Below are 23,877 nucleotides of genomic sequence, written 5' to 3'. Positions count from 1 at the left end.
CAGCCCCACACGCCAAAAACCCACCGGAGAAAAATATGTTGAAAGCCTACCGTGACCATGTGGCCGAGCGCGCCGCATTGGGCATTCCGCCCCTGCCTCTCACGGCCAAGCAGACCGCCTCGCTGATCGAGTTGCTGAAGGCTCCGCCCGCCGGCGAAGAAGCCACGCTGGTGGACCTGATCACCTACCGCGTGCCGGCCGGTGTGGATGATGCCGCCAAGGTCAAGGCCAGCTACCTGGCGGCCGTGGCCCACGGCACGGAAAAGTGCGCATTGATCGGCCGCGAGAAGGCCACCGAGCTGCTGGGCACCATGCTGGGCGGCTACAACCTCACGCCGCTGATCGACCTGCTGGACGATGCGGCCGTGGCGTCCGTCGCGGCCGAAGGCCTCAAGAAGACGTTGCTGATGTTCGATCAGTTCCATGACGTCAAGGAAAAGGCCGACAAGGGCAACGAGTTCGCCAAGGCCGTCCTGCAAAGCTGGGCCGACGCCGAGTGGTTCACCAGCCGCCCCGAAGTGCCGCAGAGCATCAAGCTCACGGTGCTCAAGGTCACCGGCGAAACCAACACCGACGATCTGTCGCCCGCCCCCGATGCCTGGAGCCGTCCCGACATTCCGCTGCATGCGCTGGCCATGCTCAAGAACAAGCGCGACGGGATCACGCCGGAAGAAGACGGCAAGCGCGGCCCGGTGAAGTTCATCGAAGACCTGCGCGCCAAGGGCAACCTCGTGGCCTACGTGGGCGACGTGGTGGGCACGGGTTCCAGCCGCAAGTCGGCCACCAACAGCGTGCTGTGGTTCACCGGCGAAGACATCCCCTACGTGCCGAACAAGCGCTTCGGCGGCGTGTGCCTGGGCTCCAAGATCGCCCCGATCTTCTACAACACCATGGAAGACGCGGGTGCGCTGCCCATCGAGCTGGACGTGAGCCAGATGAACATGGGCGACGAGATCGAACTGCTGCCCTACGCCGGCAAGGCGCTCAAGAACGGCCAGGTCATCGCCGAGTTCGAGGTCAAGAGCGAAGTGCTGTTCGATGAAGTGCGCGCCGGTGGCCGCATTCCGCTGATCGTGGGCCGCGGCCTCACCGCCAAGGCGCGCGAGGCCCTGGGCCTGGCGCCTTCGACGCTGTTCCGCCTGCCGCAGAACCCCGCCGCGACGGGCAAGGGCTTCACGCTGGCGCAAAAGATGGTCGGCCGCGCCTGCGGCCTTCCCGAAGGCGAAGGCGTGGTGCCCGGCACCTACTGCGAACCGCGCATGACCTCGGTCGGCTCGCAGGACACCACCGGCCCGATGACACGCGACGAACTGAAGGATCTGGCCTGCCTGGGCTTCAGCGCCGATCTGGTGATGCAGTCCTTCTGCCACACCGCGGCGTACCCCAAGCCCGTGGACGTGAAGATGCACCACGAACTGCCCGACTTCATCAGCACGCGCGGCGGCATCTCGCTCAAGCCCGGTGACGGCATCATCCACAGCTGGCTCAACCGCATGCTGCTGCCCGACACGGTGGGCACGGGCGGCGATTCGCACACGCGCTTTCCGATCGGCATCAGCTTCCCCGCCGGCTCGGGCCTGGTGGCGTTCGCCGCCGCCACGGGCGTGATGCCGCTCGACATGCCGGAATCGGTGCTGGTGCGCTTCAAGGGCGCGATGCAGCCCGGCGTGACCCTGCGCGACCTGGTGCATGCCATTCCGCTGTACGCCATCAAGGCCGGCCTGCTGACCGTCGAGAAGAAGGGCAAGAAGAACATCTTCTCGGGCCGCATCCTCGAAATCGAAGGCCTGCCGGACATGAAGGTGGAGCAGGCGTTCGAGCTGTCCGACGCCTCGGCCGAGCGCTCGGCCGCTGGCTGCACGGTGCGCCTGAACAAGGAGCCGATCATCGAGTACATCAACTCGAACATCGTGCTGCTCAAGAACATGATCGCCCAGGGCTACGCCGATGCGCGCACCATCACGCGCCGCATCAAGGCCATGGAAGCGTGGCTGGCCAATCCGCAGCTGCTGCAGCCCGACGAAGATGCCGAGTACGCTGCCGTGATCGAGATCGATCTGGCCGAGATCACCGAGCCCATCGTCTGCTGCCCCAACGACCCGGACGACGCCAAGACGCTGTCCGACGTGGCCGGCGCGACGATCGACGAGGTGTTCATCGGCTCGTGCATGACCAACATCGGCCACTTCCGCGCGGCTTCCAAGCTGCTGGAAGGCAAGAAGGACATCCCGGTCAAGCTGTGGATGGCGCCGCCCACCAAGATGGACGCGCACCAGCTGACCGAGGAAGGCCACTACGGCGTGTTCGGCGCGGCCGGTGCGCGCATGGAAATGCCGGGCTGCTCGCTGTGCATGGGCAACCAGGCACAGGTCAAGGAAGGCGCCACGGTGATGTCCACCAGCACCCGCAACTTCCCCAACCGCCTGGGCAAGAACACGAACGTGTACCTGGGTTCCGCCGAGCTGTCGGCTATCTGCTCCAAGCTGGGCCGCATTCCGTCCAAGGAAGAGTACCTGGCGGATGTGGGCGTGCTCAACCAGAACGGCGACAAGATCTACAAGTACATGAACTTCGACCAGATCGAGGAGTACAAGGAAGTTGCGGACGGCGTCGCCGCCTGACCGGCGCCTGCCACCCTGAAGAAAAAGCCCGCTTCGGCGGGCTTTCTCTTTTGCTATTGAAATGATAGCTATATGCCGGCGTTTTTATTGCGCTGGAGGCCTTTTTGATGCTGAACGGTCTGGTGGCGTCTGGATGGCGCTTTCGCCCGGCGCTAGGATCGGGCGTAACCGATCGATGGCGCCGCGGAGCGCCGCAGTCAAACCGCGCAGCTGAAAGCCCTCCCGCCATGCCATCCCATCGCCTGACCCTTTTCGCGGATTACCACCAGTTTTACCTTCAGGACGAGGCGGCGCCAGGCGACCTGGCAAGCGCCTGGGACGAGGCCGCGACGCTTCGCATGCTGGCCGTGTCGCAGGGCGTCGTCGGGTTTGGCACTGCTCGGAACATGCCGGTGCCGGTGACCCTGGAGTTGCTTGAGGCCGAGCCGCAGACCGACCTGGCCCGGTTCGACCATGTGGTCGATGGATCGGTGGCCATTGCCACAGGCCCGCTCGTCGTGGCGGGGTGCACGGACTACTTGCCCGATGCGGCCCGGTTCGATGTGCCGCCTGGAACGTACCGGGTCAGGCTGTCCAGCGCGGGTCTGGATTCGCTGTCTCCCGATGGGCTGGAAGGCGAAGACCGCTATCTCGTGCAGATGTGGCCGGGTGCGCTGCTGGAACCGACGGTGCTCAAGCAGCATGCCGGCTGACCTGAGCGTCAGGGGAGGCTGCCTTTTGGATGGCCCGGGTATTGGCCGCTGAGTGAACGCGCCTGGGGCAAGGGCCGGCGCGCCCTGTAGCGGCTTGGCCTGAGCCATTGGGCAAAAGATGGCCGGCCGCATCGATCAGGCGCCCATGGCGTTTCGATTCAGGCCCACCGCCACTCATGGCAGTGCTTCGAGGCGCTCGCAGGGGGCTTCGGCAAGGGTGGGCCGGTCCGGGCTCAGAGCGGCGGCCGAAAGCCCGCGTTCAACGAAATGGTCCGGCAGGCCCCCCGTGAGGACCAGGGAGGCCAAGGCTTGTCCCACCGCCGGTGCGATCTGGATGCCGTACCCGCCCAACGCGGCGGCCCAGAAGAAGCCGGGCGCATTCCCGGCGGCCCCGAGCACGGGCGAGCCATCGGCAACAAAGCTGCGAAGGCCTGCCCAGCGGTGGGCCACGCGACGTACCGCCAGGGTGGTGGCCTGTTGCAGCCGATCGACCGCAACGGCCACGTCCCACTCCTCGGGCTGCACGTCGCAGGGCGGCATGGGGGTTTCATCGCTGGGGCTGACCAGCAGGCGCCCGGCCTCGGGCTTGAAATAGAAGGTGTCGGCAAGGTCCGTCACCATCGGCCAGGACGCCAGCGCGGGCTGGCCGGGCATGCCGTCGGGCAGATCCACGATCACGGCGGTGCGCCGCTTGGGCACCAGGTCGATGGTCGCCACGCCGGCCTGGCGCGCGGCCTCGTCGGCCCAGGCGCCTGCGGCGTTCACCAGGCAGGGCGTGTGAAACCGGCCCGCCACCGTGTGGACGGTCCAGTGGCCCGACGCATCGCCCTCGGCCCACTCGACCCCCGCGGCGGTCTGCACGCGGCCGCCGGCGGCCCGGATGCCGCGCAGGTAGCTCTGGTGCAGTGCATCGACGTCGATGTCCATGACCGAGGGGCGCCACACGGCGCAGCGGTAAGGCCTCGGGTCGATGACCGGGCAGCGCGACAGCGCCGCGTCCAGCCCGATCACGCGGGCGGGTTGGTGGGCATGGTGGCCGGCAGCCAGGGCGGTGTCGATGCGGCCGCAGTCCACGTCGTCCTGCGTTGCCAGCGCCACCACGCCGCGCGGCGCCACGAGCGGCACTGAAGCAAAGCCGACAGGGGGTGCTTCGAAAAACGGGCGGCTGGCCGCGGTGAGCGCGCGGACCGTCCGGTTACCGAAATATTCTGAAAACAGGGCGGCCGAACGGCCGGTTGCGTGGTAGCCGCAATGCGCCTCGCGCTCCAGCAGCAGCACCCGCCGGTGCTGCGCCAGTGCCCAGGCGCAACTGGCCCCGGCCATGCCCCCGCCCAGGACGATGGCGTCCCAGTGCGACTCGGCGCCCGTGCCGGCGGAGCCGGTGCGGCTCATGCGGTGGCGGCGGTGCGCGCCGCCGAGGGCGGCACCACCAGCCCCGCGGCGATGAGCCGGGAGACGATGCAGTCGGCGGCCTGTTCGGGCGACATGTACGCCGTCTGGATGTGGATGTCCGGCTGCTCCGGCGGCTCGTAGGGCGAGTCGATGCCGGTGAAGTTCTTCAGGGCGCCGCTGCGGGCCTTTCGGTACAGCCCCTTCGGGTCGCGCTGCTCGGCGAGCTCCAGCGGCGCGTCGATGAACACCTCCAGGAACTCGCCAGCCTCCAGCAGCGCGCGCGCTGCACGCCGTTCGGCACGGAACGGCGAGATGAAAGCCACCAGCACGATCAGCCCGGCATCCACCATCAGCCTGGCGACTTCGCCCACCCGGCGGATGTTCTCGACCCGGTCGGCATCGGTGAACCCCAGGTCTTTGTTGAGGCCGTGCCGGACGTTGTCCCCGTCCAGCAGAAAGCTGTGGCAGCCGCGCCGGTGCAACTGCTGCTCCACCCGATTGGCGATGGTCGATTTGCCGGCGCCGGAAAGCCCGGTGAGCCACAGCACGCAGCCTTTCTGGTGCTTGATGGCGGCCCGCTGCGCCTTGCTGACCTGGGTGTGGTGCCAAACGAGGTTGTCGGCATCGCGCAGGGCACGCACGAGCATGCCCGCCCCGGAGGTCTCGTTGTCGATCCGGTCGATCAGCAGGAACCCGCCGGCGTCGCGGTTGAGGTCGTAGGCGTCAAAGGCGATGGGCTGGTCCAGGGTCAGCTCGACCAGGCCCACCGCGTTCATGTCGAGCTGGTCCGCAGGCAGCCGGTCGAAGGTTTCGATGTCCACCCGGTGGACGATGCGCGTGACGGTCGCACCCACGGTGCGGGGGCCGCATTTGAGCCAGTACCCGCGGCCAGGAAAGAGAGGGGTTTCGCTGAACCAGACCATGTCGGCTTCGATGCGGTCGGCCACTTCCGCGGGAGAGGCCGGGTCGGCGATGAGATCGCCGCGCGAGACGTCGAGCTCGGCATCCAGCACCAGGGTGACCGACTGGCCCGCCGTGGCGGCCGGCAGATCCCCATCGTACGTGACGATGCGCTTCACGCGTGCCAGCTGGGCGCGGGGCTGCACCACCACCGCGTCGCCCACGCGCACGCTGCCCGCTGCCACCGTGCCTGCCAGGCCCCGAAAGTCTTCGCTCGGCCGGTTCACCCATTGCACCGGAAACCGAAGCGGCTGTCGCGCGGCGCCTGCCTCGTCGACTTCCGTGGCCTCCAGCCACTGTCCGAGCGTGGGCCCCTGGTACCACGGCGTTTGAAGGCTGCGCTCGACCAGGTTGTCCCCTCGCAGTGCCGACATGGGAATGCACACCGGGGCAGGCAGGCCCATCTGCTGCGCCAGCGCGCAGAACTCCGCTTCGATCTCGGCGAAGCGGTCTTCGCGGTAGTCCACCAGGTCCATCTTGTTGACCACCAGGGCCAGGGCCCGGATGCCCAGCAGCGCGGCGATGTAGGCATGCCGCCGGGTCTGGCTGAGCACCCCTTTGCGCGCATCCACCAGCACCATCGCCGCGCCTGCGTTGGAGGCCGCGGTGGCCATGTTGCGCGTGTACTGCAGGTGGCCCGGTGTGTCGGCCAGGATGAATTTGCGCGTGGGCGATGAGAAGTAGCGGTAGGCCACGTCGATGGTGATGCCCTGTTCCCGCTCGGCCACCAGGCCATCGACCAGCAGCGCGAAGTCGAGCGCACCGCCCTGCGTGCCTGACTTGCGGGAGTCGGCGGCCAACGCCTGCAACTGGTCCTCGTAGAGGCTTTTGGATTCGTACAGCAGCCGGCCGATCAGCGTGCTCTTGCCGTCGTCCACGCTGCCGCAGGTGATGACGCGCAGCAGGCTGCGCTGCGGCGCGGGAGAGGGTTGGGTGCCGCTCATCAGAAATACCCCGCCTGTTTCTTCAGTTCCATGGAGCCTTTGCCATCTTGGTCGATGGCCCGGCCTTGCCGCTCGGAGGTGTGCGCCGCCAGGGTCTCGGCAATGATCGCCTCCAGCGAATCGGCATCGCTTTCGATGGCGCCGGTGAGCGGGTAGCAGCCCAGCGTGCGAAAGCGCACCCGCCGCATCCGGGGGTGTTCGCCCGGGGCGAGGGGCAGGCGCTCGTCGTCCACCATGAGCAGCATCCCGTTGCGCTCCACCACGGGCCGTTCCTTGGCGAAGTACAGCGGCACGATGGGAATCTGCTCGCGTGCGATGTATTGCCAGATGTCCGCCTCGGTCCAGTTGGAGAGGGGGAATACGCGGATGCTTTCGCCCTGGTGCTTGCGGGTGTTGTAGACCCGCCAGAGCTCGGGCCGCTGTCGCCGAGCATCCCAGCGGTGGTGCACCGACCGCAGCGAGAACACGCGTTCCTTGGCGCGCGATTTTTCTTCGTCGCGGCGCGCTCCGCCGAAGGCGGCGTCGAACCGGTGGTGGTCCAGCGCCTGCTTGAGCGCCTGGGTTTTCATCAAGTCGGTGTGCACCGCCGATCCATGCACGAACGGGTCGATGCCCATCGCGATGCCGTCGGGGTTGCTGTGCACGAGCAACTCCATGCCGGTGTCCCGCGCCCGCTGGTCCCGGAAGGCGATCATCTCGCGGAACTTCCAAAGCGTGTCCACGTGCAGCAGCGGGAATGGCGGCCGTGCGGGGTAGAACGCCTTCATCGCGAGGTGGAGCATCACCGAGCTGTCCTTGCCGATGGAATACAGCATGACGGGGTTGTCCGCCTCCGCCACCGTCTCGCGCAGGATGTGGATGCTCTCGGCTTCCAGCCGCTGCAGATGATCGAGAAACATGTCGTCGGCTCCTTGGGAAAAAGAGGTGTCTGAATATGAGGGTGTGGCCGGAGGGCGTGCCTCATGACGGCAGCGATGGCCGCCCGCGAGCGCGCAGCGGCATCCACAGCAGCATCACGCCGACCGTGCTGGCCAGCGTGGCCGCCAGCATCACGCCGTAGATCTCGGCATAGCCGAAGCGGGCCGCAACGAACCCGGCCACGACGCCCCCGGCAGCGATGCCCAGATCCCAGAACGAGGTGAACATGCCGAGCGCGGCGCCGTGGTGGGCCGGCTCGGTCTTCTGGATGACGATCAGTGCCAGCGAGGGGTAGAACAGCGAGAGTCCGAGCCCCATCGCCAGCCCACCCAGCACCGCCACCATGAGGTTGGGCGCGATGGCGAGCAGCAGCAGGCCCACGGCCTCGCCCAATGCCGCCCACAGGGCAACGCGGTATGGCCCGAACTGGTCGGGCCAATGGCCAAGAAAAAGCCGTGATCCCACATATGCGAAGCCGAACACGTTGAATGCCAGGATGCCGTTGTCGATGCCCTTGGCCGCCATGTACAGCGAGACGAACGAGGCCAGCGCGGCATACCCCATGGACCCCAGCGCCAGGGTGACGCCAGGAAGGCACGCCGACCGAGGAAAGAGCGCGCTTTTGGCCGCCGCGGGCACCTTTGGGGGTGCGGGCTTGGCCATGACGAAAGCGAAGCCGGCCAGGGGCGCGGCAACGCAGAGCATCCAGACGGCGGAGAACCCGGCGGCCTGCATCAGCGCCGCGCCGGCCAGTGCCCCCAGCGTCACGCCCGACCACATGCTCACCCCGTAGAGCCCGATGATCTTTCCGCGCCGGGCTGTGGGCGCAAGCCCCACCAGCCAGGTGGCCCCGGCGGTGAAGGCGCAACCTTCGCCCATGCCGTGCAGCACCCGTACGGCAGTCAGCACATCCACCCGCTGCGCCATGGCGTAGCCGGCGCCGGCCAGCACGCAAAGGAGGGCGCCCAGCAGCATCAGCGTCTGGTGCCCGATGCGGTCCGACAGCCGGCCGGCGACGGGCCGGGTGAGCACCACCGCCACCGCGATGGCGGCGATGACGGTGCCCACGTCCACATCGCTGCCGCCGAGCGCGTCCTTGACGTAGAAGGGCAGCACCGACAGCGTGGCGCCGATGCCCAGATGGCAAAGGAAAAGGCCGAGGAAGATCGGCATGAAAGGCCGGTAGAAAGCCAGGCCGGTCTGTGGGGCGTTCATGGGGGCGGTCCTTGTCGGTGGGCGCGCGGGCCATCCCGCGCGCGGTGCTGCGGGGCTCAGTCGGCCTTCACGACATGGAAGAAGTGCGTGGGCAGGTGCACTGCCAGCCCTTCGTAGATCTCCGCGCAGACCGCCGTGCCTTCCGTGGCGAAGGTGCCGGCGGGTGGCGTACCCACGCGGATGACCGACTTGCCCGTGTGCAGGATGCGCGCCGCAACCGCGAAATCGCCGACCAGTGCACAGCCCGGGGCCACCATGCGGGTGCGCACGATCTTCGTGCCGTTTTGCTGCAGGTCGCCCAGGATGCCTTTGCCCAGAAGGCCGTGGTAGTAGTCCACCGGGTTCACGATCATGGCGTGCGCGGTGGCACCGTTTTGCTCGATCGCGTTGCAGGCGGCCATGATGCCGTCGAAGTAGCTGGTGGCGTAGGGCAGCCGCGTTACGCCGGGATGGTTGAGCAGGCCGTGCGGGCCGAAGGTGAGCGCCTGGTTTTCCGCCGTGGCCAGGCGCACGAGAAGCCGGTAGTCGATGAATTCGGCGATGCCGCGCTCGTCGCCCGCCAGTTCCGGCGGCAGCTGGACCCAGGCCGAGATCGGGCGCACGATGCCTTCGCCCATGCCGAAGCGGAAGGTGGCCTCCTGGCGCAAGTCTCCTTCGTGGATGCCGCCGGTCTCCACTTTGGGGGGGCGGCTCTCGGACCAAAAGCGGTTGTGCGTCTCGCTCACCAAGCGCTTCCTGAAGAGCTGGCTCACCATCAGGCGGGGCCGGTCCTGCGTGGGCTTGAAGGCCTCGGTGATGGTGAAGTCGAAGTGCACTTCGGTCGTGTCCCCTTTTTTCAGGTACGCCTGGGCGAACTGTTCGCCGGAGGACAGGGCCTCTACGGGGCGGAGGGGGGCGATGGCATTGGCTTGGATCGACGACATGGTGTTGGCTGCTTTCTCTCGGTTGGGAAGGGGTGAGAACGACGTGAAAGGCGGAACGCGTCTGGAAGGGAACTGGGTGGCAATCGCGCGGACGCGCGAACCTCAAATGGCGTGCTGTACGAGCTGCTGGTAGAACGGGTAGTGGTGATCGAAGTACCCCTTCAGCAGCGGGTTGTTGGCGACGGTGTCCGGGTACGCCTTGGCGGTGGCCGCAAAGCCCGAACTGCGCATCGCGTCCAGATGCCATTGGCGGGTGCGGCTCCATTCCGGCCGATCGCCGGGCTGCCATTGAAGGGCCGAGGCGATGAAAGGCAGGCCGACTTCTTCGCAATAGCGCTGCACCACGGCCTGCGGTGTCTTGACCAGGCGGTCGGCATCGACGAGCACCGGGGCCGACCCCTTGAGCCGGGTGGCCAGCTCGAAGATCTCGAAAAGGTGTTCGTAGCCCACCTCATGCAAAGCGATGGTCGGCTTCATGTGGTACATCGAACTGATCGTCGGCGCAGGGTCGCGCACGATGAAGGTGTGTTCGATGTCCGCCACCTCCTCGGGGTGGTCGAACAGGTACCGGTAGCGGTGCTCCACCGTGTCCTTGAAGAACACGGGCCGATGCGCTGCCAGCGTGCGCAGGTGGTCGAAGAAGGCGCGCTCGGACCGCACCACCACCTGGCCGCCCGAACCATCGGGCAGGGGCACTTCGCCCGTGTCGAGCAGTGTCACCAGGGGCTCATGGATCACGGTGACGTCGTTGCGCTCGATCATCATGCGCAGGAAGGCGGTGGACAGCGCGCGTTGATGCGCCCACAGGGCAATGATCTGTTTCATGCAAGGCTCCGGAAAAAGGGGGCGAGAGGGGGCTCGGCCGGATGGCCCTTCACTGGGACCACGCGGTGGGCGAGCGGTCCCAGCGGTGCGCGCGCAGCGTCTGCAGCAGCGGAGCCTCCATCCGGCGCCCGTCGCTCACGCTCAGATTGGCCTCGACGTTGCGCAGCTGGCGCATGCCGGGAATCACCGTCGAGACTGCCGGGTGGTGCAGGATGAAACGCAGCGCCATCTCGGGCAATGCCATGCCCTCGGGCAACACCGTGCGCAGCCGCTCGGCGCGGTCCACGGTGGGGCCAAGGTTTTCCGGCCCGAAGTAGGTCGATCGCCAGTCCTCGGCCGGGAACACCGTGTCGTGGGACAGCGTTCCCGTCAGCCCGCCCTCATCGAAAGGCACCCGCGCGATGAGGCCGATGTCCTTCTGAGCAGCCACCTGGAACAGCCGGTCTTCCGGGGCCTGATCGAAGATGTTGTAGATCACCTGGATCACGTCGATCAGCCCGGTGTCGATGGCCCGCAGGCAGTTGTCCGGCTCCCAGCGGTTGACGCTGATGCCGATGCCCTCGATCAGCCCTTCGGCACGCAGGTCCCCCAATGCGCGCTGCCATTCTTCTTCGTCCGCCCAGCGATCTTCCCAGACGTGCAGCTGCATCAGGTCGATGCGATCCGTGCCCAGGTTTTCCAGGCTCTTCATCGTGAACTCGCGGATGTGATCGGCCGGAAACACGTCCTGCAGGCGGTCGCTCGGTCGGGGCGGCCATTCACGGTTCTTCGGCGGGATCTTGGTTGCCACGTACAGCCGGTCGCCCGTGTGCGCACGCAGCAGGCTGCCCAGCATCTGCTCGCTGATGCCGCGCCCGTACACCCAGGCGGTGTCGAAGAAGTTGCAGCCCAGTTCCACCGCACGCTCCAGGCAGCGCGGCGCCGTTTCGTAGTTGGCGCCGGTGAAGTTGCCCGGACCTCCCGCGATCCCCCACATGCCATAGCCCACTTCGCTCACCTGCCAGCCAAGCCGGCCCATCCGTCGATAGTGCATCGCGCCCACTCCTGTCGATCAAAGAAAAGAAATACGGGAAACCAAAGCAGTTGAGGGGATCAGCCCACGGCCGATGGCGCTGCGGCACCGGACCGGAGCAACTGCCGCGCGTAGCGGCCGATGGAGGCTGAGAAGTCCCTGCCGTCTTCCGCGGCCATGGCCTGCTCCAGCCCCGCACATTCGTCGCGCCGGAAAAGACGGGGGTTGTCCGTCAGCAGTGCGGACAGGGCGTCGGCGAAGGCCCGTTCATCGCCTGCGGCTGGCAGCAGGCGGCGGACCACGGTGAGTGCCCGCGGGCCGCCCGCTGCCACGGCCGCATCGAGCCGCTCCATCCAGGCCATGCAGGACACCTGCGGCATTGGGGTGCCGGCGGCTTCGAAGATCGTCGGAAAGGCCATTCGCTGTGGATGCAGCAAATGGAAGGTGCGGCCCCATGCCTGGGGCGAACGCATGGCGAGCACCACGCGGCGCGCCACGTAGTCCGCAGGCGACCAGTCGGAGACGATCTCCGCGGCCGGCCGGACCCCCAGGTGCGCGATGGCCGTCAGCAGAAAGTGGGTCAGCGCGCGCTCATTGGGCCGCTGAAGCAGATCCTCTGCGGCGGCCGGCATGACCTCGCCCAGCCGGTAGATCGATACATTGGCGCCTTGCCTTCGCGCTGCGTCGAGCAGGCGCTCCGCGGCCCACTTGGAGCGGCTGTAGCCACTGGCGGGCCGGACGCCCTGAGCGAGGTCGAAGTCCTCGGCGAGCGGCGAAGCCTGCAGCGCGGCGTGCTGGTCCAGCGTCCCGAGGGTGGAGATGTGGTGCAGCGGCTTGGCCCGGCCCTCCAGGGCCAGGCGCAGCGCCTCCCGGGTGCCCAGAACATTGGTCGCGCGGTGGGCGCCGTAGTCGTACAGAAAGTTGACCATCGCCCCGCAATGCAGCACGGCGTCGCACGATTGCGAGAGCTGGCGCCAGGCGGCCGCTTCCAGGCCGAAGGCCGGCTGGCCCAGATCGCCCGGAACGGCCACCAGCCGGCCTGCAAAGTCCGGCCGCCACAGGCCTCGTTCCTGCAAGTCTTTCTCCATTGCCGACTGTGCGTTGCCGGCATGCCGGCACAGGGCATGCACCGTCGCGGTGGCGTCGCTCGACAGGATTTCGCGAACGAGGTGGCTGCCCACGAAACCGGTGGCACCCGTCATGAAGATGCTGGAAGGCTGCCTTGGTGCGTTGTGATCCGACCGGCGCGCTGCGACCCAGCCGGCGGGCAGCGTGGCATCGCGTTCCATCGCCTGTTCGTCCTGGGGTTCCTGGCTTTCTTCGCGGCCTTCGCAATGGCCCGGGGTGGCGCTGCGCTGTTTTGCTTCGATGCAGCCAGCGATCTGCCGCGCGGTCGGCTGCGCCATCAGTTCCGCGATGCGCACGGGCACGCCAAAGCGTTTTTCCAGCGACACGATCAGCGACACGGCCTGCAGCGAATCGCCGCCATGGTCGAAAAATGGATCGTCCGCGCCCAGGGCCGGCTGGTGCAACTGACGGCGAAAGACCGCCAGCACGGCATCGGCCAGCGAAATGGCCGCGTCTTGCTGCACGGACGTGTCCGCCGAGGTGTCCAGGGCAGGGCGCTCGAGCTGGCTCAGCAGCGCCCTGCGGTCGAGCTTGCCGTTGTCGGTGGTCGGCATCTCTGCCAGCAGCACGATGTGCCGCGGCACGGTGTGGCGCGGCAATGCCCCGCGCAGGTGGGATTCCAGCGCGTCGCGTGTCAGGCCGGCATCGCCGGCGGCAAACAAGGCCAGTGCCCGGTCGTCACCCTGGCCCACGGTCATCGCTTTGGCGTGGTTCACGCCAGGGCATTGCTCCGCGGCGCTTTCGATTTCGCCCAGTTCGATGCGCACCCCACCGACCTTCACCTGAAAATCCCTGCGGCCCGAAAAGCGCAGCCGGCCCAGGCTGTCGAAATAGCCGAGGTCGCCGGTACGGTAGAGCTTGGCCCCCGCAATCGAGGCAAAAGGGTTGTCCACGAAGGCGGCCGCCGTGCGCTGTGCATCGTGCAGATAGCCGTTACCGACGCACACGCCGCCCACCAGCAGTTCGCCCCGGGCGCCGGGCGGCAAGGGCCGAAGCGCCGAGTCCACGACGACGACATTGCAGTTGTCGATCGGCCGTCCCAGCGGGATCGACAGTCCGTCGGCATCCTCGACCGGGTGGAACACCATTCCGATCGAGGTTTCCGTCGGACCATACGCATTGGTGATGCGCAGCGCTGGCAGGATGGCACGCAGCCGGTGCACCATTTGCGGCGTGATCTCTTCGCCACCCACCACCAGTTCACGCAGCGTGGCGAGCCGACGGCGGATGTCATGGCTGTGCTCTGCCAGCACCACCAGTTGGTTGAACACGCTGGGCACGAAATCCGTCATGTCGACGCCGTGCCGTGCAATCGTCTCTACCGTGCCTTCGAGGTCGAGGCGGGCCCCCTCCTGCGGAATCACGGTGCTGCCCCCGGCCGTCAGCGGCCAAAACAATTGCCATACCGACGAATCGAAGGTGTGCCGCGTGTTCTGCAGCACGCACCGTATGCCGCCGTCGCGGTGGAAATAGCGCGTCATGAACTGGAACCGGTTGGTCAGTCCCGCATGGTTGTTCATGGCGCATTTGGGCCGTCCGGTCGTTCCAGAAGTGAAGATGCCGTAGATGGCCTGTTCAGGGGCAATAGGAGCCTGGATGCGGGCGGCCGAGGTGCCGTCGAGAAGGGCGACGTCGACCGCCACCGCACGGTTCCGGTGGCTGGCCGGTACGTTGGAAGCGTCGGTGCACAGCACCGTGTGGCTGTTCAGCGCCTCCAAGGCTTGCTCGCGACGCTCCATCGGCCAGCCCGGGTCCAGAGGAACGAACGCAGCGCCCAGCTTCATCAGCGCGAAGTAGCAGACGGGCAGCTCCAGGCTGTTGCCCAGCAGCACTGGAACGGGCGTGGCCGACCCGGTTCCCCGGGCTGCCAGCAGGCCGGCCAAAGCGTTGGCTTTACCGTTGAAGTCCCGGTAACTGAGCGCTGAATTGCCGAAAAAATACGCTATCTTGTCCCTGTGGCGATCCGCCGATTGTTCCAGCCAATCGGGAATCGAAAGAAACGGTCCATATTCGTGTGAATGGCCGGAGAGCATATTGATTGCATATTGAAGCGATGCAACTCCAATGCCCGCTGCCTGCGACGCGGATATATTCTTGTCCCCCATCATGGTGCACAGGATTTCCAGATACATCTCGGCAATGGCATTGCAGGCCGGTGCTGCAAAATCGCGGGCATTGGCAATCACCACGGCGGACGCTATTTCATTTTCCATTTGGCAGTGGATCAGAATTTTGGCGGATCCGATTTCAATGGGAGTAGTGTGGTCCGCCAGTTGCACCATGAGCGCACCATTTTCGGGAATTTTTCTGGATAAATCGATGAATGCACCAACTTGGTTGGCAGGGCATTTTCTCCATTGGGCATCGGTATTGGCAGGCCACAAGGCACGGAACATCGGTTGATGCACTGCCGGCCGCACATCGAAGCCCGACGTGCGTGGCACGCGGCTGCGCCAGAAGTCCAGCACCGCGACGGGGATTTGCAGGTCGAGCCGGTCGCAGAGCTCGAATGCGGCCACGGCAGCCAATGCCCTGAAGTCCATCCGCGCTTCGCCGTCCGGCACCACCTCTGCCCGACGCGAGTACTGCCCCAGAACGTGGCTGCCGAGGGCGTAGGTGCCACCGGACATTTCTTTTTCTGTGGGATTTTCTGAAGGCTGCCTTGGTGCTTGGGGCTTCGCGCTGTTCACCGTTTCAGGAGCGATCGAAAAATGGCTTGAATCCACCCGCATTGGAATTCCCCTGTTTGTTTTCCATGTTCGCAACCCCATGCCTGCAGTGCTTTCGCAATGGGTGAATACCCATTGCGAAAGCAAAAGACAAAGCTTCGCCCAACTGGATAAATCCAGCGGATTAAAGCGATTCCTTTTTCTGAAGATCCCCGATCCCGTGCTTTTGGTCGATCTGAATTTTTTCGGGGGTTTTTGTTGCGGATTCAGTTTCTAAAAAAACAGGTTTGTTTGTCGATGCCTTTTTTGATCTTTATTTGTATGGTGTGTAAATTATTGTTTCTGTAACTGCTTTTTAATTCGCATTTTTATATTTCGGATAAAAGCCCGGCTGCTTTGCCGCATTAACCGTGGGTTTTTTGGGGTTTTTTAGAGGATTCGAAGCCGTGCGTTCGCTTTGCTTGCGTTATCTGCTCAGCCACGCCGCTTGCTGGCGAAGCTAAAAACACTCGCATCGATATTGGTTCATGGCGACCTGCAGGATCGCCTTCCCCTCGGCTGAGCAGACGGATTTGGGCATGGGTGGGCCTGGGAAACCGCTTTTGGGGGGCCTTTGAACTCAGGAATGGACGGCCGCGATGGGCATGGAAGCGGCGCAAGCGCTCCGCTTTCGATGGAGCGGCTTGGGATGAACCTGCTGAAGCGGCGTCGGGCAGCGCGCAGATGGCTGCCGCTCCGGCTGCTGGTGCCGCGCGTGCGAACGTGTGAGTGGGGCGCCTCGTCGATTCCAGGGCGCTGGGCGGGCGACTCAGGGCGATGGCATTCCGGTGCCAGATCAGCACCCACGGCCCTTGGACAGATCTGCCCCGGGGGCAGATGGATCGGTGGTGGCTAAGGCTTTGCCTCGGCGGCAGGGGATTGCGCCGCCGGTGCCAGCGGGTAGCGGATCGCATCAGGGGGACCGAGCACCGCCATCTGGTCGATCACCGTGACCACATCGGCCGTCTCTGCCAGTTGTTTCACGAATGCCTCCCGGTCGAAGTCGGCGGCCACGCAGCCCTGTACGTAGATGATGCGTCGCTGGAGCATGAGCCACAGGGTCGACTTGCGGTCCCATTGCGTCTGCTCCGCGATGTGGGTAAGTCGCCGTTTCACGGCCTCGCTGATTTCGCCGTCGTACCGATAGCCGCTGGACAGGCGGCAAGTGCCCTGGATGTAGCAGCTGTTGCCGCGTTCGGCGCGGTAGTGTTCCTCGCGCTGCCATTCCTGCCGGGTCAGCAGCGGCCCCAGGGGTTGCGGGCAGTCCGCCACGGCATGGGAGATCTGAAAGAAAGGGTCGTTGCCCCAATTGCGCAGGTCTTGGTCTGCGTGTGCGGGCGCAATGAAAGCCAGAGCCAGCATGGCGCTGGCAGCCCAACGCGCCTTTTCGGATTGCCGCATGGTGTTTGTTCTCCCTTGGTGTCGATGAGCCTCGCCGGCCTTCAGCGGCGGCCTGCGCTCTCCTGCCTGCGCCAGATTTGGCGAAGGCCCCGCTGTCAGGTCAGCGTGAGCGTACCAATGCTTCCGATCGGTGTCGATGCTTGTACAGGCAGGCATGGCCGGCATCCCTCTGAGCAGGGTGTCCGGTGGAGCGGGACTCAGTTCACGCGCCGCTTGTCCAGCTTGCGTGCCAGGGTGCGCCGGTGCATGCCGAGGCGCCGCGCGGTTTCCGAAATGTTGAAGCCGGTTTCGGCCAGCACCTCGTGGATGCGCTCCCATTCCAGCGTCTTGATCGAGCTGGAGCGGTTGGTCAGCTCCACTTCGATATTGCCCTCGGTCAGGCCGAAGGCGGCCTCGATGTCGTCGGTGTTGGAAGGCTTGGCGAGGTAGTGGCATGCGCCGAGCTTCACGGCCTCCACGGCCGTGGCGATGCTGGCGAAGCCCGTCAGCACGACGATCAGCATGTCTTCGTTGGCGGAGTGGAGCTTCTGCACGCAGGCCAGGCCCGAGGCCTCGCCCTTGAGCTTCAGGTCCACCACGGCGTAGCCCGGCGTGTGCCCGTCCAGCAGCGCCTGCACCTCGGGCAGGTTGGCCGCATGCAGCACGTGGTAGCCGCGCCGTTCGAACGAGCGCGCCAGCGTGCGTGCGAAGGCCTCGTCGTCCTCCACGATCAGCAACAGGCGGTCAGCGTCCATGGTCCGGGGTCTCCTGCAGCGCGACGGCTGCCAGCGGAAGGGTGATGGTGACGGCGGCGCCGCCGGCCGCGCGGTTGCGCGCGGTGATGGTGCCCCCGAGGGTGCGCGCCACGTTGGTGGCCAGGTAAAGCCCCAACCCACCGCCCGGCCGGCCCTTGCTGGACTGGTAGGGCTTGCCGAACTGCTCCAGCATGGCCGGGGCGAAACCGGGGCCGGCATCGGTGACGGTGATGAGCAGGGCATCGGCCTCCTGCTCAGCCGCCAGGCCCACCCAATGCGGCGACGCATCCCGTGCATTGTCCAACACGTTGAAGACCATCTGCTGCAGGGTGACATCCGAGACCATGGGGCGGTCCTCGCCGAACTGGTTGTCGTAGGCGAACGTGCCCACGGGCCGCGTGCTGCGCCACTCCTCGGCCAGTTGGTCGAGGAAGGTGCACACGGTGGTCTGCATCGATTCCTCGCCCCGGGTTTCTCCGGCCGACAGCAGGATGCCGCTCACGATGGTCTTGCAGCGCCGCACCTGGGCCTGCATCTCGGCGATCTCGGCCTGCAGCTCGGCATCCTGCGCCAGGGCCGGCATGCGGCGCCAGTCGCCCAGGATCACGGCCAGGGTGGACAGCGGCGTGCCCAACTCGTGCGCCGCGCCAGAGGCCAGCAGCCCAGTGCGCACGATGTGGTCTTCTTCGGCGGCGCGCTGGCGCATGGTGGCCAGCCGGGCGTCGCGCTGGCGCAGGTTGCGGCCGATGCGCGTGATGAAGATCACCAGCAGCACGGCGTTCAGCATGAAGCACACCAGCATGCCCAGCACGTAGGGGCTGTACAGCCCCCGGTCGTGGTCCAGCGGCAGGGCGAGCGGGCGGCTGAACAGGGCCAGCCCGCACAGGCAGGCCACCGTCATGGCGACGATGGTCCAGGTGTAGCCCGCGCGCAGCAGCACGGCGGCCAGCGTGACCTGCAGCAGGTACAGGAAGACAAACGGGTTGGTGGTGCCGCCGCTCAGGTAGAGCTGGGCGGTGAGCATGGCCACGTCCACCACCATGGCGAAGAACAGCTCCACGTTGCGCACGCGGCGGCCGATGCGCCAGCGCAGCAGGCTGGCCGTGTTGAACACCACCAAGGCGCCCAGCACCATCAGCATGGCCTGCAGCGGCAGGATGATGCCCAGGCTGTAGTGCACCACCTCGATGGTGAAAAGCTGCCCGATCACGGCGATCCAGCGCAGCTGGATCAGCTGCTGCAGGTTCTTGAGCCCGGTGGAGTCCGCTACTGCCGCCCGCGTGCGCGGCGCGGGCCGTTCGGCCGGGGCGTCAGGGGACAGCGGCATCGGTGGCGGGCGAAGCGTGGTGCTGGCGGCGCCTGCGGTCGTCGCGCCATACGTACCAGGCACCCGCGGCCACCATCAGGGCCAGCGTGTACCAGGTGATGGCATAGACCAGGTGGCTGTTGGGGAAACGCACCACCGTCAGGCCGCCGACGGGCCACTGGAGGGCGTCCGCTGACGTGCCCGTGGTGGCGGTGGGTGCGGCGGAGCGGGGGGCGGCGTCCTCGTCCACGAAATAGGGCGCGATGCCGGCCACGCCGCGCGCGGCGGCAATGGCGGCCACATCTCGGGAGAACCAGCGGTCGGCGGTGGGGTCGTTGTGCCGCAGAAACCCACCTCCGGGCTCGCTCAGTCGCAGCAGGCCGGTCACCTCGGTCTCGCCCTGGGGCGCAGGGGCGGTGCGTGCGGCGGGATCGCGGGCCTGCGGCGGCACGAATCCCCGGTTGACCAGCACGGCCGTGCCATCGGCCTGCCGCAGCGGCGTCACCACCCAGAAGCCGGCGCCCAGCGTGGTGTTGGCCTGTACCAGCGCCTCCTTGGCGTGGTCGAAGGTGCCGCGAAGGCGCACATGGCGGTACTCGGCGTCGCGCGCCGCATCGGGGCTGCGCTGCCATTCGGCGGGGGAGGGGGGGGCGGTGGGAGCGGCATGGATGCGTTGCTCCACGCGCTCGATGAGATCCAGTTTCCAGGCGCGGCGTGCCACTTGCCAGCTGCCCAGCGCCACGAGCGTGGCAAACACCAGCAGCGCGCACAGCCCCATCGCGGCCAGTCCGGCCCGGGAGCGGGGCGGGGCGGGCCTGTCCGCGCCCGTGGCGGGCGCGGGAGAGGATGCAGTCGCGCTGCCGGAGATCGGGGTCAAGGCATGTTCTTCATGTCGTGGATCGACATGGGCATCATGTTGTGGTTGAGGTGGAACATCACCCACAGCGAGCCCGCCAGCGTGATGACCACGAGCACGACGGTAAAGACCAGTGCCAGCATGTTCCAGCCGCCTTCGGACTTGGTGTTCATGTGCAGGAAGTACACCATGTGCACCACGATCTGCACCGCGGCGAAGCCCAGGATGACCAGGGCCGTGGTGCTCGACTGCTCGAACACCTTGCCCATCACGAGCCAGAACGGAATGGCGGTCAGGATGACCGATGCGACGAAGCCGATCACGTAGTCGCGCATGGAGCCGTGGCTGGCGCCATCGTCTTCATGGTGGTGATCGTGGTGATCGTGGTGGTCGTCGTGGCCGTGGTGGCCGTGGTGGCCATCGTGGGTGTCGGTGAGGTTCTGGTGGTTGTGGGGGGTGCTCATGGCAGGACTCCCATCAGGTAGACGAAGGTGAAGACGCCGATCCAGACCACGTCCAGAAAGTGCCAGAACATGGACAGGCACAGCAGGCGGCGGCGGTTGGCGGGGGTCAGGCCGTGCTTCTTGAGCTGGAACAGCAGCACGACGAGCCAGATGATGCCGAAGGTGACGTGCAGGCCGTGCGTGCCCACCAGGCCGAAGAAGGCCGACAGGAACGCGCTGCGCTGCGGACCGGCGCCTTCGTGGATCAGGTGGTTGAACTCGTACAGCTCCAGGCCGATGAAGGCCGCGCCCAGCAGGCCGGTGATGGCCAGCCACACGATGGTGCGGTTGACCTTCTTCTTTTGCATCTCCAGCATGGCAAAGCCATACGTGATCGACGACAGCAGCAGCATGGACGTGTTCAGCGCCACCAGCGGCAGGTCGAACAGGTCGGCGCCGGACGGGCCGGCGGCGTAGCTGCGGCCCAGCACGCCGTAGACGGCGAACAGGCAGGCGAAGATGAGGCAGTCGCTCATCAGGTAGATCCAGAAGCCCAGCAGGGTGCCGTTCTGCGGATGGTGTTCTTCCGTGAGGTGGAAGACCGGTTTCGCCGGGGCGCCCGAGGCGCCGGGGTGGTGGAGTGCGGTGGTATCAGACATGGCTGGCCAGGAGACGGGTGCGATCGGCTTCGGTGCGGGCAACGGTGTCCGCATCGATGTAGTAGTCGCGTTGGTAGTTGAAGGTGTGGGCGATGCTCACGACCAGCAGGGCGGCGAACGACACGCCGGCCAGCAGCCACATGTGCCAGATCAGCGCGAAACCCAGCACCGTGCAGATGCCGGCGATGACCACGCCAGCGGCCGTGTTCTTGGGCATGTGCACCGGGATGAAGCCGCTCAGCGGACGCTCGTAGCCGCGCTGCTTCATGTCGTGCCAGGCATCGTTGTCATGCACTTGCGGCGTGAACGCGAAGTTGTAGGCAGGTGGCGGCGACGACGTGGACCATTCCAGCGTGCGGCCACCCCATGGATCGCCCGTCGTGTCGCGCAGGGCTTCGCGGTTGCGCCAGCTGACCACCAGCTGGATCAGGAAGCTGCCGATGCCCAGGGCGATCAGCACGGCGCCGAAGGCGGCGATCTGGAACCAGATCTGCAGCGACATGTCCTCGAAGTGGCTCATGCGGCGCGTGACCCCCATCAGACCCAGCACGTACAGCGGCATGAAGGCCATCCAGAAGCCGATCAGCCAGAACCAGAACGAGCACTTGCCCCAGAACGGGTCGAGCTTGTAGCCGAAGGCCTTGGGATACCAGTAGTTGATGCCGGCGAACAGGCCGAACACCACGCCGCCGATGATCACGTTGTGAAAGTGGGCGATCAGGAACAGGCTGTTGTGCAGCACGAAGTCGGCCGGTGGCACCGCCAGCAGCACGCCGGTCATCCCGCCGATCACGAAGGTCACCATGAAGCCGATGGTCCACAGCATGGGCACCTCGAACTTGATGCGGCCCTTGTACATGGTGAACAGCCAGTTGAAGATCTTCGCCCCGGTCGGGATCGAGATGATCATGGTCGTGATGCCGAAGAACGAGTTCACGCTGGCGCCCGAGCCCATCGTGAAGAAGTGGTGCAGCCACACCAGGTACGACAGGATGGTGATCACCACCGTGGCATAGACCATGGAGGCGTAGCCGAACAGCTTCTTGCGGCTGAACGTGGAGACGACTTCGGAGAACACGCCGAACAGCGGCAGGATCAGGATGTAGACCTCAGGGTGGCCCCAGATCCAGATCAGGTTCACGTACATCATCGAGTTGCCGCCGAAGTCGTTCGTGAAGAAGTTGAAACCGGCGTAGCGGTCCAGCGACAGCAGCGCCAGCACGGCCGTCAGCACTGGGAAGGCGGCGACGATCAGCACGTTGGTGCACAGCGAGGTCCACGTGAACACGGGCATCTTCATGAGGCTCATGCCGGGCGCGCGCATCTTCACGATGGTCACCAGCAGGTTGACCCCTGACAGCAGCGTGCCCACCCCCGCGATCTGCAGCGACCAGATGTAGTAGTCCACCCCCACATCCGGACTGTGCAGGATGCCCGAGAGCGGCGGATACGCCAGCCAGCCGGTCTTGGCGAACTCGCCCACGAACAGCGAGGCCATCACCAGCACGGCGCCGCTGGTGGTCATCCAGAAGCTGAAGTTGTTGAGGAACGGGAAGGCCACGTCGCGCGCGCCGATCTGCAGCGGCACCACGTAGTTCATCAGGCCCGTGACCAGCGGCATCGCCACGAAGAAAATCATGATCACACCGTGGGCAGTGAAGATCTGGTCGTAGTGGTGCGGCGGCAGGAAGCCGGGGTTGTCACCGAAGGCGATGGCCTGCTGCATCCGCATCATGATCGCGTCGGCGAAGCCGCGCAGCAGCATCACCAGCCCGAGGATGATGTACATGATGCCGATCTTCTTGTGGTCGATGCTGGTGAACCACTCGCGCCACAGGTAGCCCCATAGCTTGAAGTACGTCAGCGCACCGAGCACGGCGATGCCGCCGAGCACGACGGCGGCGAACGTCGCGATCAGGATCGGTTCGTGCAGTGGGATGGCCTCCCAGGAGAGGCGGCCAAAGATAAGTCGGGTGAGGTCTGTAGGATCGGACATCGGAGGTCGCGTGCCGTTGGCGCGTGAAAAGTGAGGGGTCTGAACGCGTGCCGCTTAGATCGGCTGCGTGGCAGGGGCCGGGGAGGCCGTCGCGGCGCCCTCGGGGTTCGTGACGGTGCACATGGCGCCCACGTAGCTGCGGGCGGGCGTGTCGGCCAGGCCCAGGCGCGAGCGGGTGGCGTCGTCCAGCGAGGCCACGTTGAACGAACCGGGCTTGCCCAGGCCGCCATTGGCATCGATGGCCATCATGTCCTTCATGCACATGCGGTTGGCTTCCACGCAGCGGTTCAGGATGGCGTCATACAGGCCGGGGGCCACGGTGGCCCAGCGGCGCACGGGGTCGCGTTCGCTGGGCTTTTCCAGCTGCAGGTAGCCGTCGCGGCCCAGTTCGCCGCCGGCGTCCTTGGCCTGCTTGACCCACTGGTCGAAGCCCGCCTGGTCCACGCCATGGAAACGGAAGCGCATGCCCGAGAAGCCTGCGCCACTGTAGTTGGCGGAGAAGCCCTCGAAGTTGCCCTGCGCGTTGATCACGGCGTGCAGCTTGGTTTCCATGCCCGGCATGGCGTAGATCTGGCCGGCCAGGGCTGGGATGTAGAACGAGTTCATGACCGTCGAGGCGGTGATCTTGAACTGGATCGGGCGGTCCACCGGAGCTGCGATCTCGTTCACCGTGGCGATGCCCTGCTCGGGATACAGGAACAGCCACTTCCAGTCCAGCGCGACGACCTCGATCACCAGGGGCTTGGCGCCTTCCGGCACGGCACGGCCTTCGCTGATGCGGTCCAGGGGGCGGTAGGGGTCCAGTTTGTGGGTGCTGACCCAGGTGATGGCCCCCAGGGCGATGATGATCGCCAGCGGCGCCGACCAGATGATGAGCTCCAGGCCCGTGGAGTGGTCCCAGTCCGGCTGGTACTCGGCCTCGGTGTTAGCCTGGCGATAGCGCCAGGCGAACAGGAAGGTGAGGAAGATCACCGGCACGATGATGAGCAGCATCAGGACAGTCGAGACGATGATCAGATCGCGCTGCTGTGCGGCGATGTCGCCGGAGGGGCTGAGCACGACGGCATTGCAGCCGGCGAGCAGCGCGGCCGCGGGCACTGCGAGCAGTCCGCGAAGTCGGTGGGTGGAGGGCATACCGGGCAAG

At 66.1% G+C, this 23,877-nt stretch carries 17 protein-coding genes and 1 pseudogene; 2 read left to right on the top strand and 16 right to left on the bottom strand.

Going from position 1 to position 23,877, the window contains the following annotated elements; all coding sequences use genetic code 11:
- Window positions 1-35: 35 nt before the first annotated feature.
- Together acnB and AVME950_RS03855 are read left to right on the top strand one after the other, a co-directional pair.
- Window positions 36-2,621, top strand: a complete 2,586-nt coding sequence (gene acnB / locus AVME950_RS03860) for a bifunctional aconitate hydratase 2/2-methylisocitrate dehydratase (RefSeq protein WP_272564078.1) — start codon at window positions 36-38, stop codon at window positions 2,619-2,621.
- Between the two features lie 227 nt (window positions 2,622-2,848).
- Window positions 2,849-3,313 (top strand): hypothetical protein, encoded by a 465-nt coding sequence (locus tag AVME950_RS03855; protein ID WP_284428819.1) that lies wholly within the window; start codon window positions 2,849-2,851, stop codon window positions 3,311-3,313.
- Window positions 3,314-3,487: 174 nt separating this feature from the next.
- On the opposite strand, the gene AVME950_RS03850 is transcribed toward AVME950_RS03855, so the two are convergent.
- The 16 genes and pseudogenes from AVME950_RS03850 to cyoA all read right to left on the bottom strand — a co-directional run bounded on the left by AVME950_RS03850 (window position 3,488) and on the right by cyoA (window position 23,867).
- A complete protein-coding gene (locus tag AVME950_RS03850; RefSeq protein ID WP_284428818.1) occupies window positions 3,488-4,705 on the bottom strand; it encodes an NAD(P)/FAD-dependent oxidoreductase in 1,218 nt (405 codons plus the stop codon).
- Entirely contained in the window at window positions 4,702-6,609 is a 1,908-nt protein-coding gene (gene cysN, locus AVME950_RS03845) for a sulfate adenylyltransferase subunit CysN (RefSeq protein WP_284409036.1), read from the bottom strand. The genes AVME950_RS03850 and cysN overlap by 4 nt, the downstream gene beginning before the upstream one ends.
- A pseudogene (gene cysD, locus AVME950_RS03840) lies at window positions 6,609-7,517 on the bottom strand (sulfate adenylyltransferase subunit CysD); the annotation flags it as partial. The pseudogene cysD and the gene cysN, both read right to left, overlap by 1 nt.
- A 52-nt stretch (window positions 7,518-7,569) precedes the next feature.
- Complete coding sequence (locus tag AVME950_RS03835; RefSeq protein WP_284428817.1) at window positions 7,570-8,742, bottom strand: MFS transporter; 1,173 nt, start codon at window positions 8,740-8,742, stop codon at window positions 7,570-7,572.
- A gap of 56 nt (window positions 8,743-8,798) precedes the next feature.
- Entirely contained in the window at window positions 8,799-9,665 is an 867-nt protein-coding gene (locus AVME950_RS03830; RefSeq protein WP_284403369.1) for a family 3 encapsulin nanocompartment shell protein, read from the bottom strand.
- 102 nt (window positions 9,666-9,767) lie between these two features.
- Window positions 9,768-10,490, bottom strand: a complete 723-nt coding sequence (locus tag AVME950_RS03825; protein WP_284403371.1) for a sulfotransferase-like domain-containing protein — start codon at window positions 10,488-10,490, stop codon at window positions 9,768-9,770.
- Between the two features lie 49 nt (window positions 10,491-10,539).
- Window positions 10,540-11,523 (bottom strand): aldo/keto reductase, encoded by a 984-nt coding sequence (locus AVME950_RS03820; protein ID WP_284409042.1) that lies wholly within the window; start codon window positions 11,521-11,523, stop codon window positions 10,540-10,542.
- A 59-nt stretch (window positions 11,524-11,582) separates the two neighbouring features.
- Window positions 11,583-15,401, bottom strand: coding sequence for a non-ribosomal peptide synthetase (locus tag AVME950_RS03815; protein ID WP_284428816.1), 3,819 nt, complete (start codon window positions 15,399-15,401; stop codon window positions 11,583-11,585).
- A 789-nt stretch (window positions 15,402-16,190) separates the two neighbouring features.
- On the bottom strand, window positions 16,191-16,739 hold the full coding sequence (locus tag AVME950_RS03810) for a BON domain-containing protein (protein ID WP_284428815.1): 549 nt from the start codon (window positions 16,737-16,739) through the stop codon (window positions 16,191-16,193).
- A gap of 197 nt (window positions 16,740-16,936) precedes the next feature.
- Complete coding sequence (locus tag AVME950_RS03805; protein WP_284428814.1) at window positions 16,937-17,473, bottom strand: response regulator transcription factor; 537 nt, start codon at window positions 17,471-17,473, stop codon at window positions 16,937-16,939.
- On the bottom strand, window positions 17,463-18,800 hold the full coding sequence (locus AVME950_RS03800) for an ATP-binding protein (RefSeq protein ID WP_284428813.1): 1,338 nt from the start codon (window positions 18,798-18,800) through the stop codon (window positions 17,463-17,465). The genes AVME950_RS03805 and AVME950_RS03800 overlap by 11 nt, the downstream gene beginning before the upstream one ends.
- The gene (locus AVME950_RS03795) at window positions 18,784-19,656 is read right to left on the bottom strand and encodes an SURF1 family protein (RefSeq protein ID WP_502869359.1); all 873 of its coding nucleotides are present in this window, start codon (window positions 19,654-19,656) and stop codon (window positions 18,784-18,786) included. The genes AVME950_RS03800 and AVME950_RS03795 overlap by 17 nt, the downstream gene beginning before the upstream one ends.
- Window positions 19,653-20,099, bottom strand: a complete 447-nt coding sequence (cyoD, locus tag AVME950_RS03790) for a cytochrome o ubiquinol oxidase subunit IV (protein WP_284428812.1) — start codon at window positions 20,097-20,099, stop codon at window positions 19,653-19,655. Before cyoD ends, AVME950_RS03795 begins: the two co-directional genes overlap by 4 nt.
- On the bottom strand, window positions 20,096-20,737 hold the full coding sequence (gene cyoC / locus AVME950_RS03785; RefSeq protein ID WP_284403380.1) for a cytochrome o ubiquinol oxidase subunit III: 642 nt from the start codon (window positions 20,735-20,737) through the stop codon (window positions 20,096-20,098). Before cyoC ends, cyoD begins: the two co-directional genes overlap by 4 nt.
- Window positions 20,730-22,733, bottom strand: coding sequence for a cytochrome o ubiquinol oxidase subunit I (cyoB, locus tag AVME950_RS03780; protein WP_284428811.1), 2,004 nt, complete (start codon window positions 22,731-22,733; stop codon window positions 20,730-20,732). The genes cyoC and cyoB overlap by 8 nt, the downstream gene beginning before the upstream one ends.
- Window positions 22,734-22,787: 54 nt before the next feature.
- The gene (cyoA, locus tag AVME950_RS03775; RefSeq protein ID WP_272564071.1) at window positions 22,788-23,867 is read right to left on the bottom strand and encodes a ubiquinol oxidase subunit II; all 1,080 of its coding nucleotides are present in this window, start codon (window positions 23,865-23,867) and stop codon (window positions 22,788-22,790) included.
- Window positions 23,868-23,877: the final 10 nt, after the last annotated feature.

The organism is Acidovorax sp. SUPP950 (genome assembly GCF_030158935.1).
In the GTDB taxonomy this organism is placed as follows: domain Bacteria; phylum Pseudomonadota; class Gammaproteobacteria; order Burkholderiales; family Burkholderiaceae_C; genus Paracidovorax.
Note: the sequence above shows the minus strand (reverse complement) of the source record. Positions and strands in the feature narration are given on the sequence as shown.

Bases quoted from the DNA above. Each gene is read 5' to 3' on its own strand.
- acnB (WP_272564078.1), top strand. From the start codon at position 36: ATGTTGAAAGCCTACCGTGACCATGTGGCCGAGCGCGCCGCATTGGGC.
- AVME950_RS03855 (WP_284428819.1), top strand. From the start codon at position 2,849: ATGCCATCCCATCGCCTGACCCTTTTCGCGGATTACCACCAGTTTTAC.
- AVME950_RS03850 (WP_284428818.1), bottom strand. From the start codon at position 4,705: ATGAGCCGCACCGGCTCCGCCGGCACGGGCGCCGAGTCGCACTGGGAC.
- cysN (WP_284409036.1), bottom strand. From the start codon at position 6,609: ATGAGCGGCACCCAACCCTCTCCCGCGCCGCAGCGCAGCCTGCTGCGC.
- AVME950_RS03835 (WP_284428817.1), bottom strand. From the start codon at position 8,742: ATGAACGCCCCACAGACCGGCCTGGCTTTCTACCGGCCTTTCATGCCG.
- AVME950_RS03830 (WP_284403369.1), bottom strand. From the start codon at position 9,665: ATGTCGTCGATCCAAGCCAATGCCATCGCCCCCCTCCGCCCCGTAGAG.
- AVME950_RS03825 (WP_284403371.1), bottom strand. From the start codon at position 10,490: ATGAAACAGATCATTGCCCTGTGGGCGCATCAACGCGCGCTGTCCACC.
- AVME950_RS03820 (WP_284409042.1), bottom strand. From the start codon at position 11,523: ATGCACTATCGACGGATGGGCCGGCTTGGCTGGCAGGTGAGCGAAGTG.
- AVME950_RS03815 (WP_284428816.1), bottom strand. From the start codon at position 15,401: ATGGGGTTGCGAACATGGAAAACAAACAGGGGAATTCCAATGCGGGTG.
- AVME950_RS03810 (WP_284428815.1), bottom strand. From the start codon at position 16,739: ATGCGGCAATCCGAAAAGGCGCGTTGGGCTGCCAGCGCCATGCTGGCT.
- AVME950_RS03805 (WP_284428814.1), bottom strand. From the start codon at position 17,473: ATGGACGCTGACCGCCTGTTGCTGATCGTGGAGGACGACGAGGCCTTC.
- AVME950_RS03800 (WP_284428813.1), bottom strand. From the start codon at position 18,800: ATGCCGCTGTCCCCTGACGCCCCGGCCGAACGGCCCGCGCCGCGCACG.
- cyoD (WP_284428812.1), bottom strand. From the start codon at position 20,099: ATGAGCACCCCCCACAACCACCAGAACCTCACCGACACCCACGATGGC.
- cyoC (WP_284403380.1), bottom strand. From the start codon at position 20,737: ATGTCTGATACCACCGCACTCCACCACCCCGGCGCCTCGGGCGCCCCG.
- cyoB (WP_284428811.1), bottom strand. From the start codon at position 22,733: ATGTCCGATCCTACAGACCTCACCCGACTTATCTTTGGCCGCCTCTCC.
- cyoA (WP_272564071.1), bottom strand. From the start codon at position 23,867: ATGCCCTCCACCCACCGACTTCGCGGACTGCTCGCAGTGCCCGCGGCC.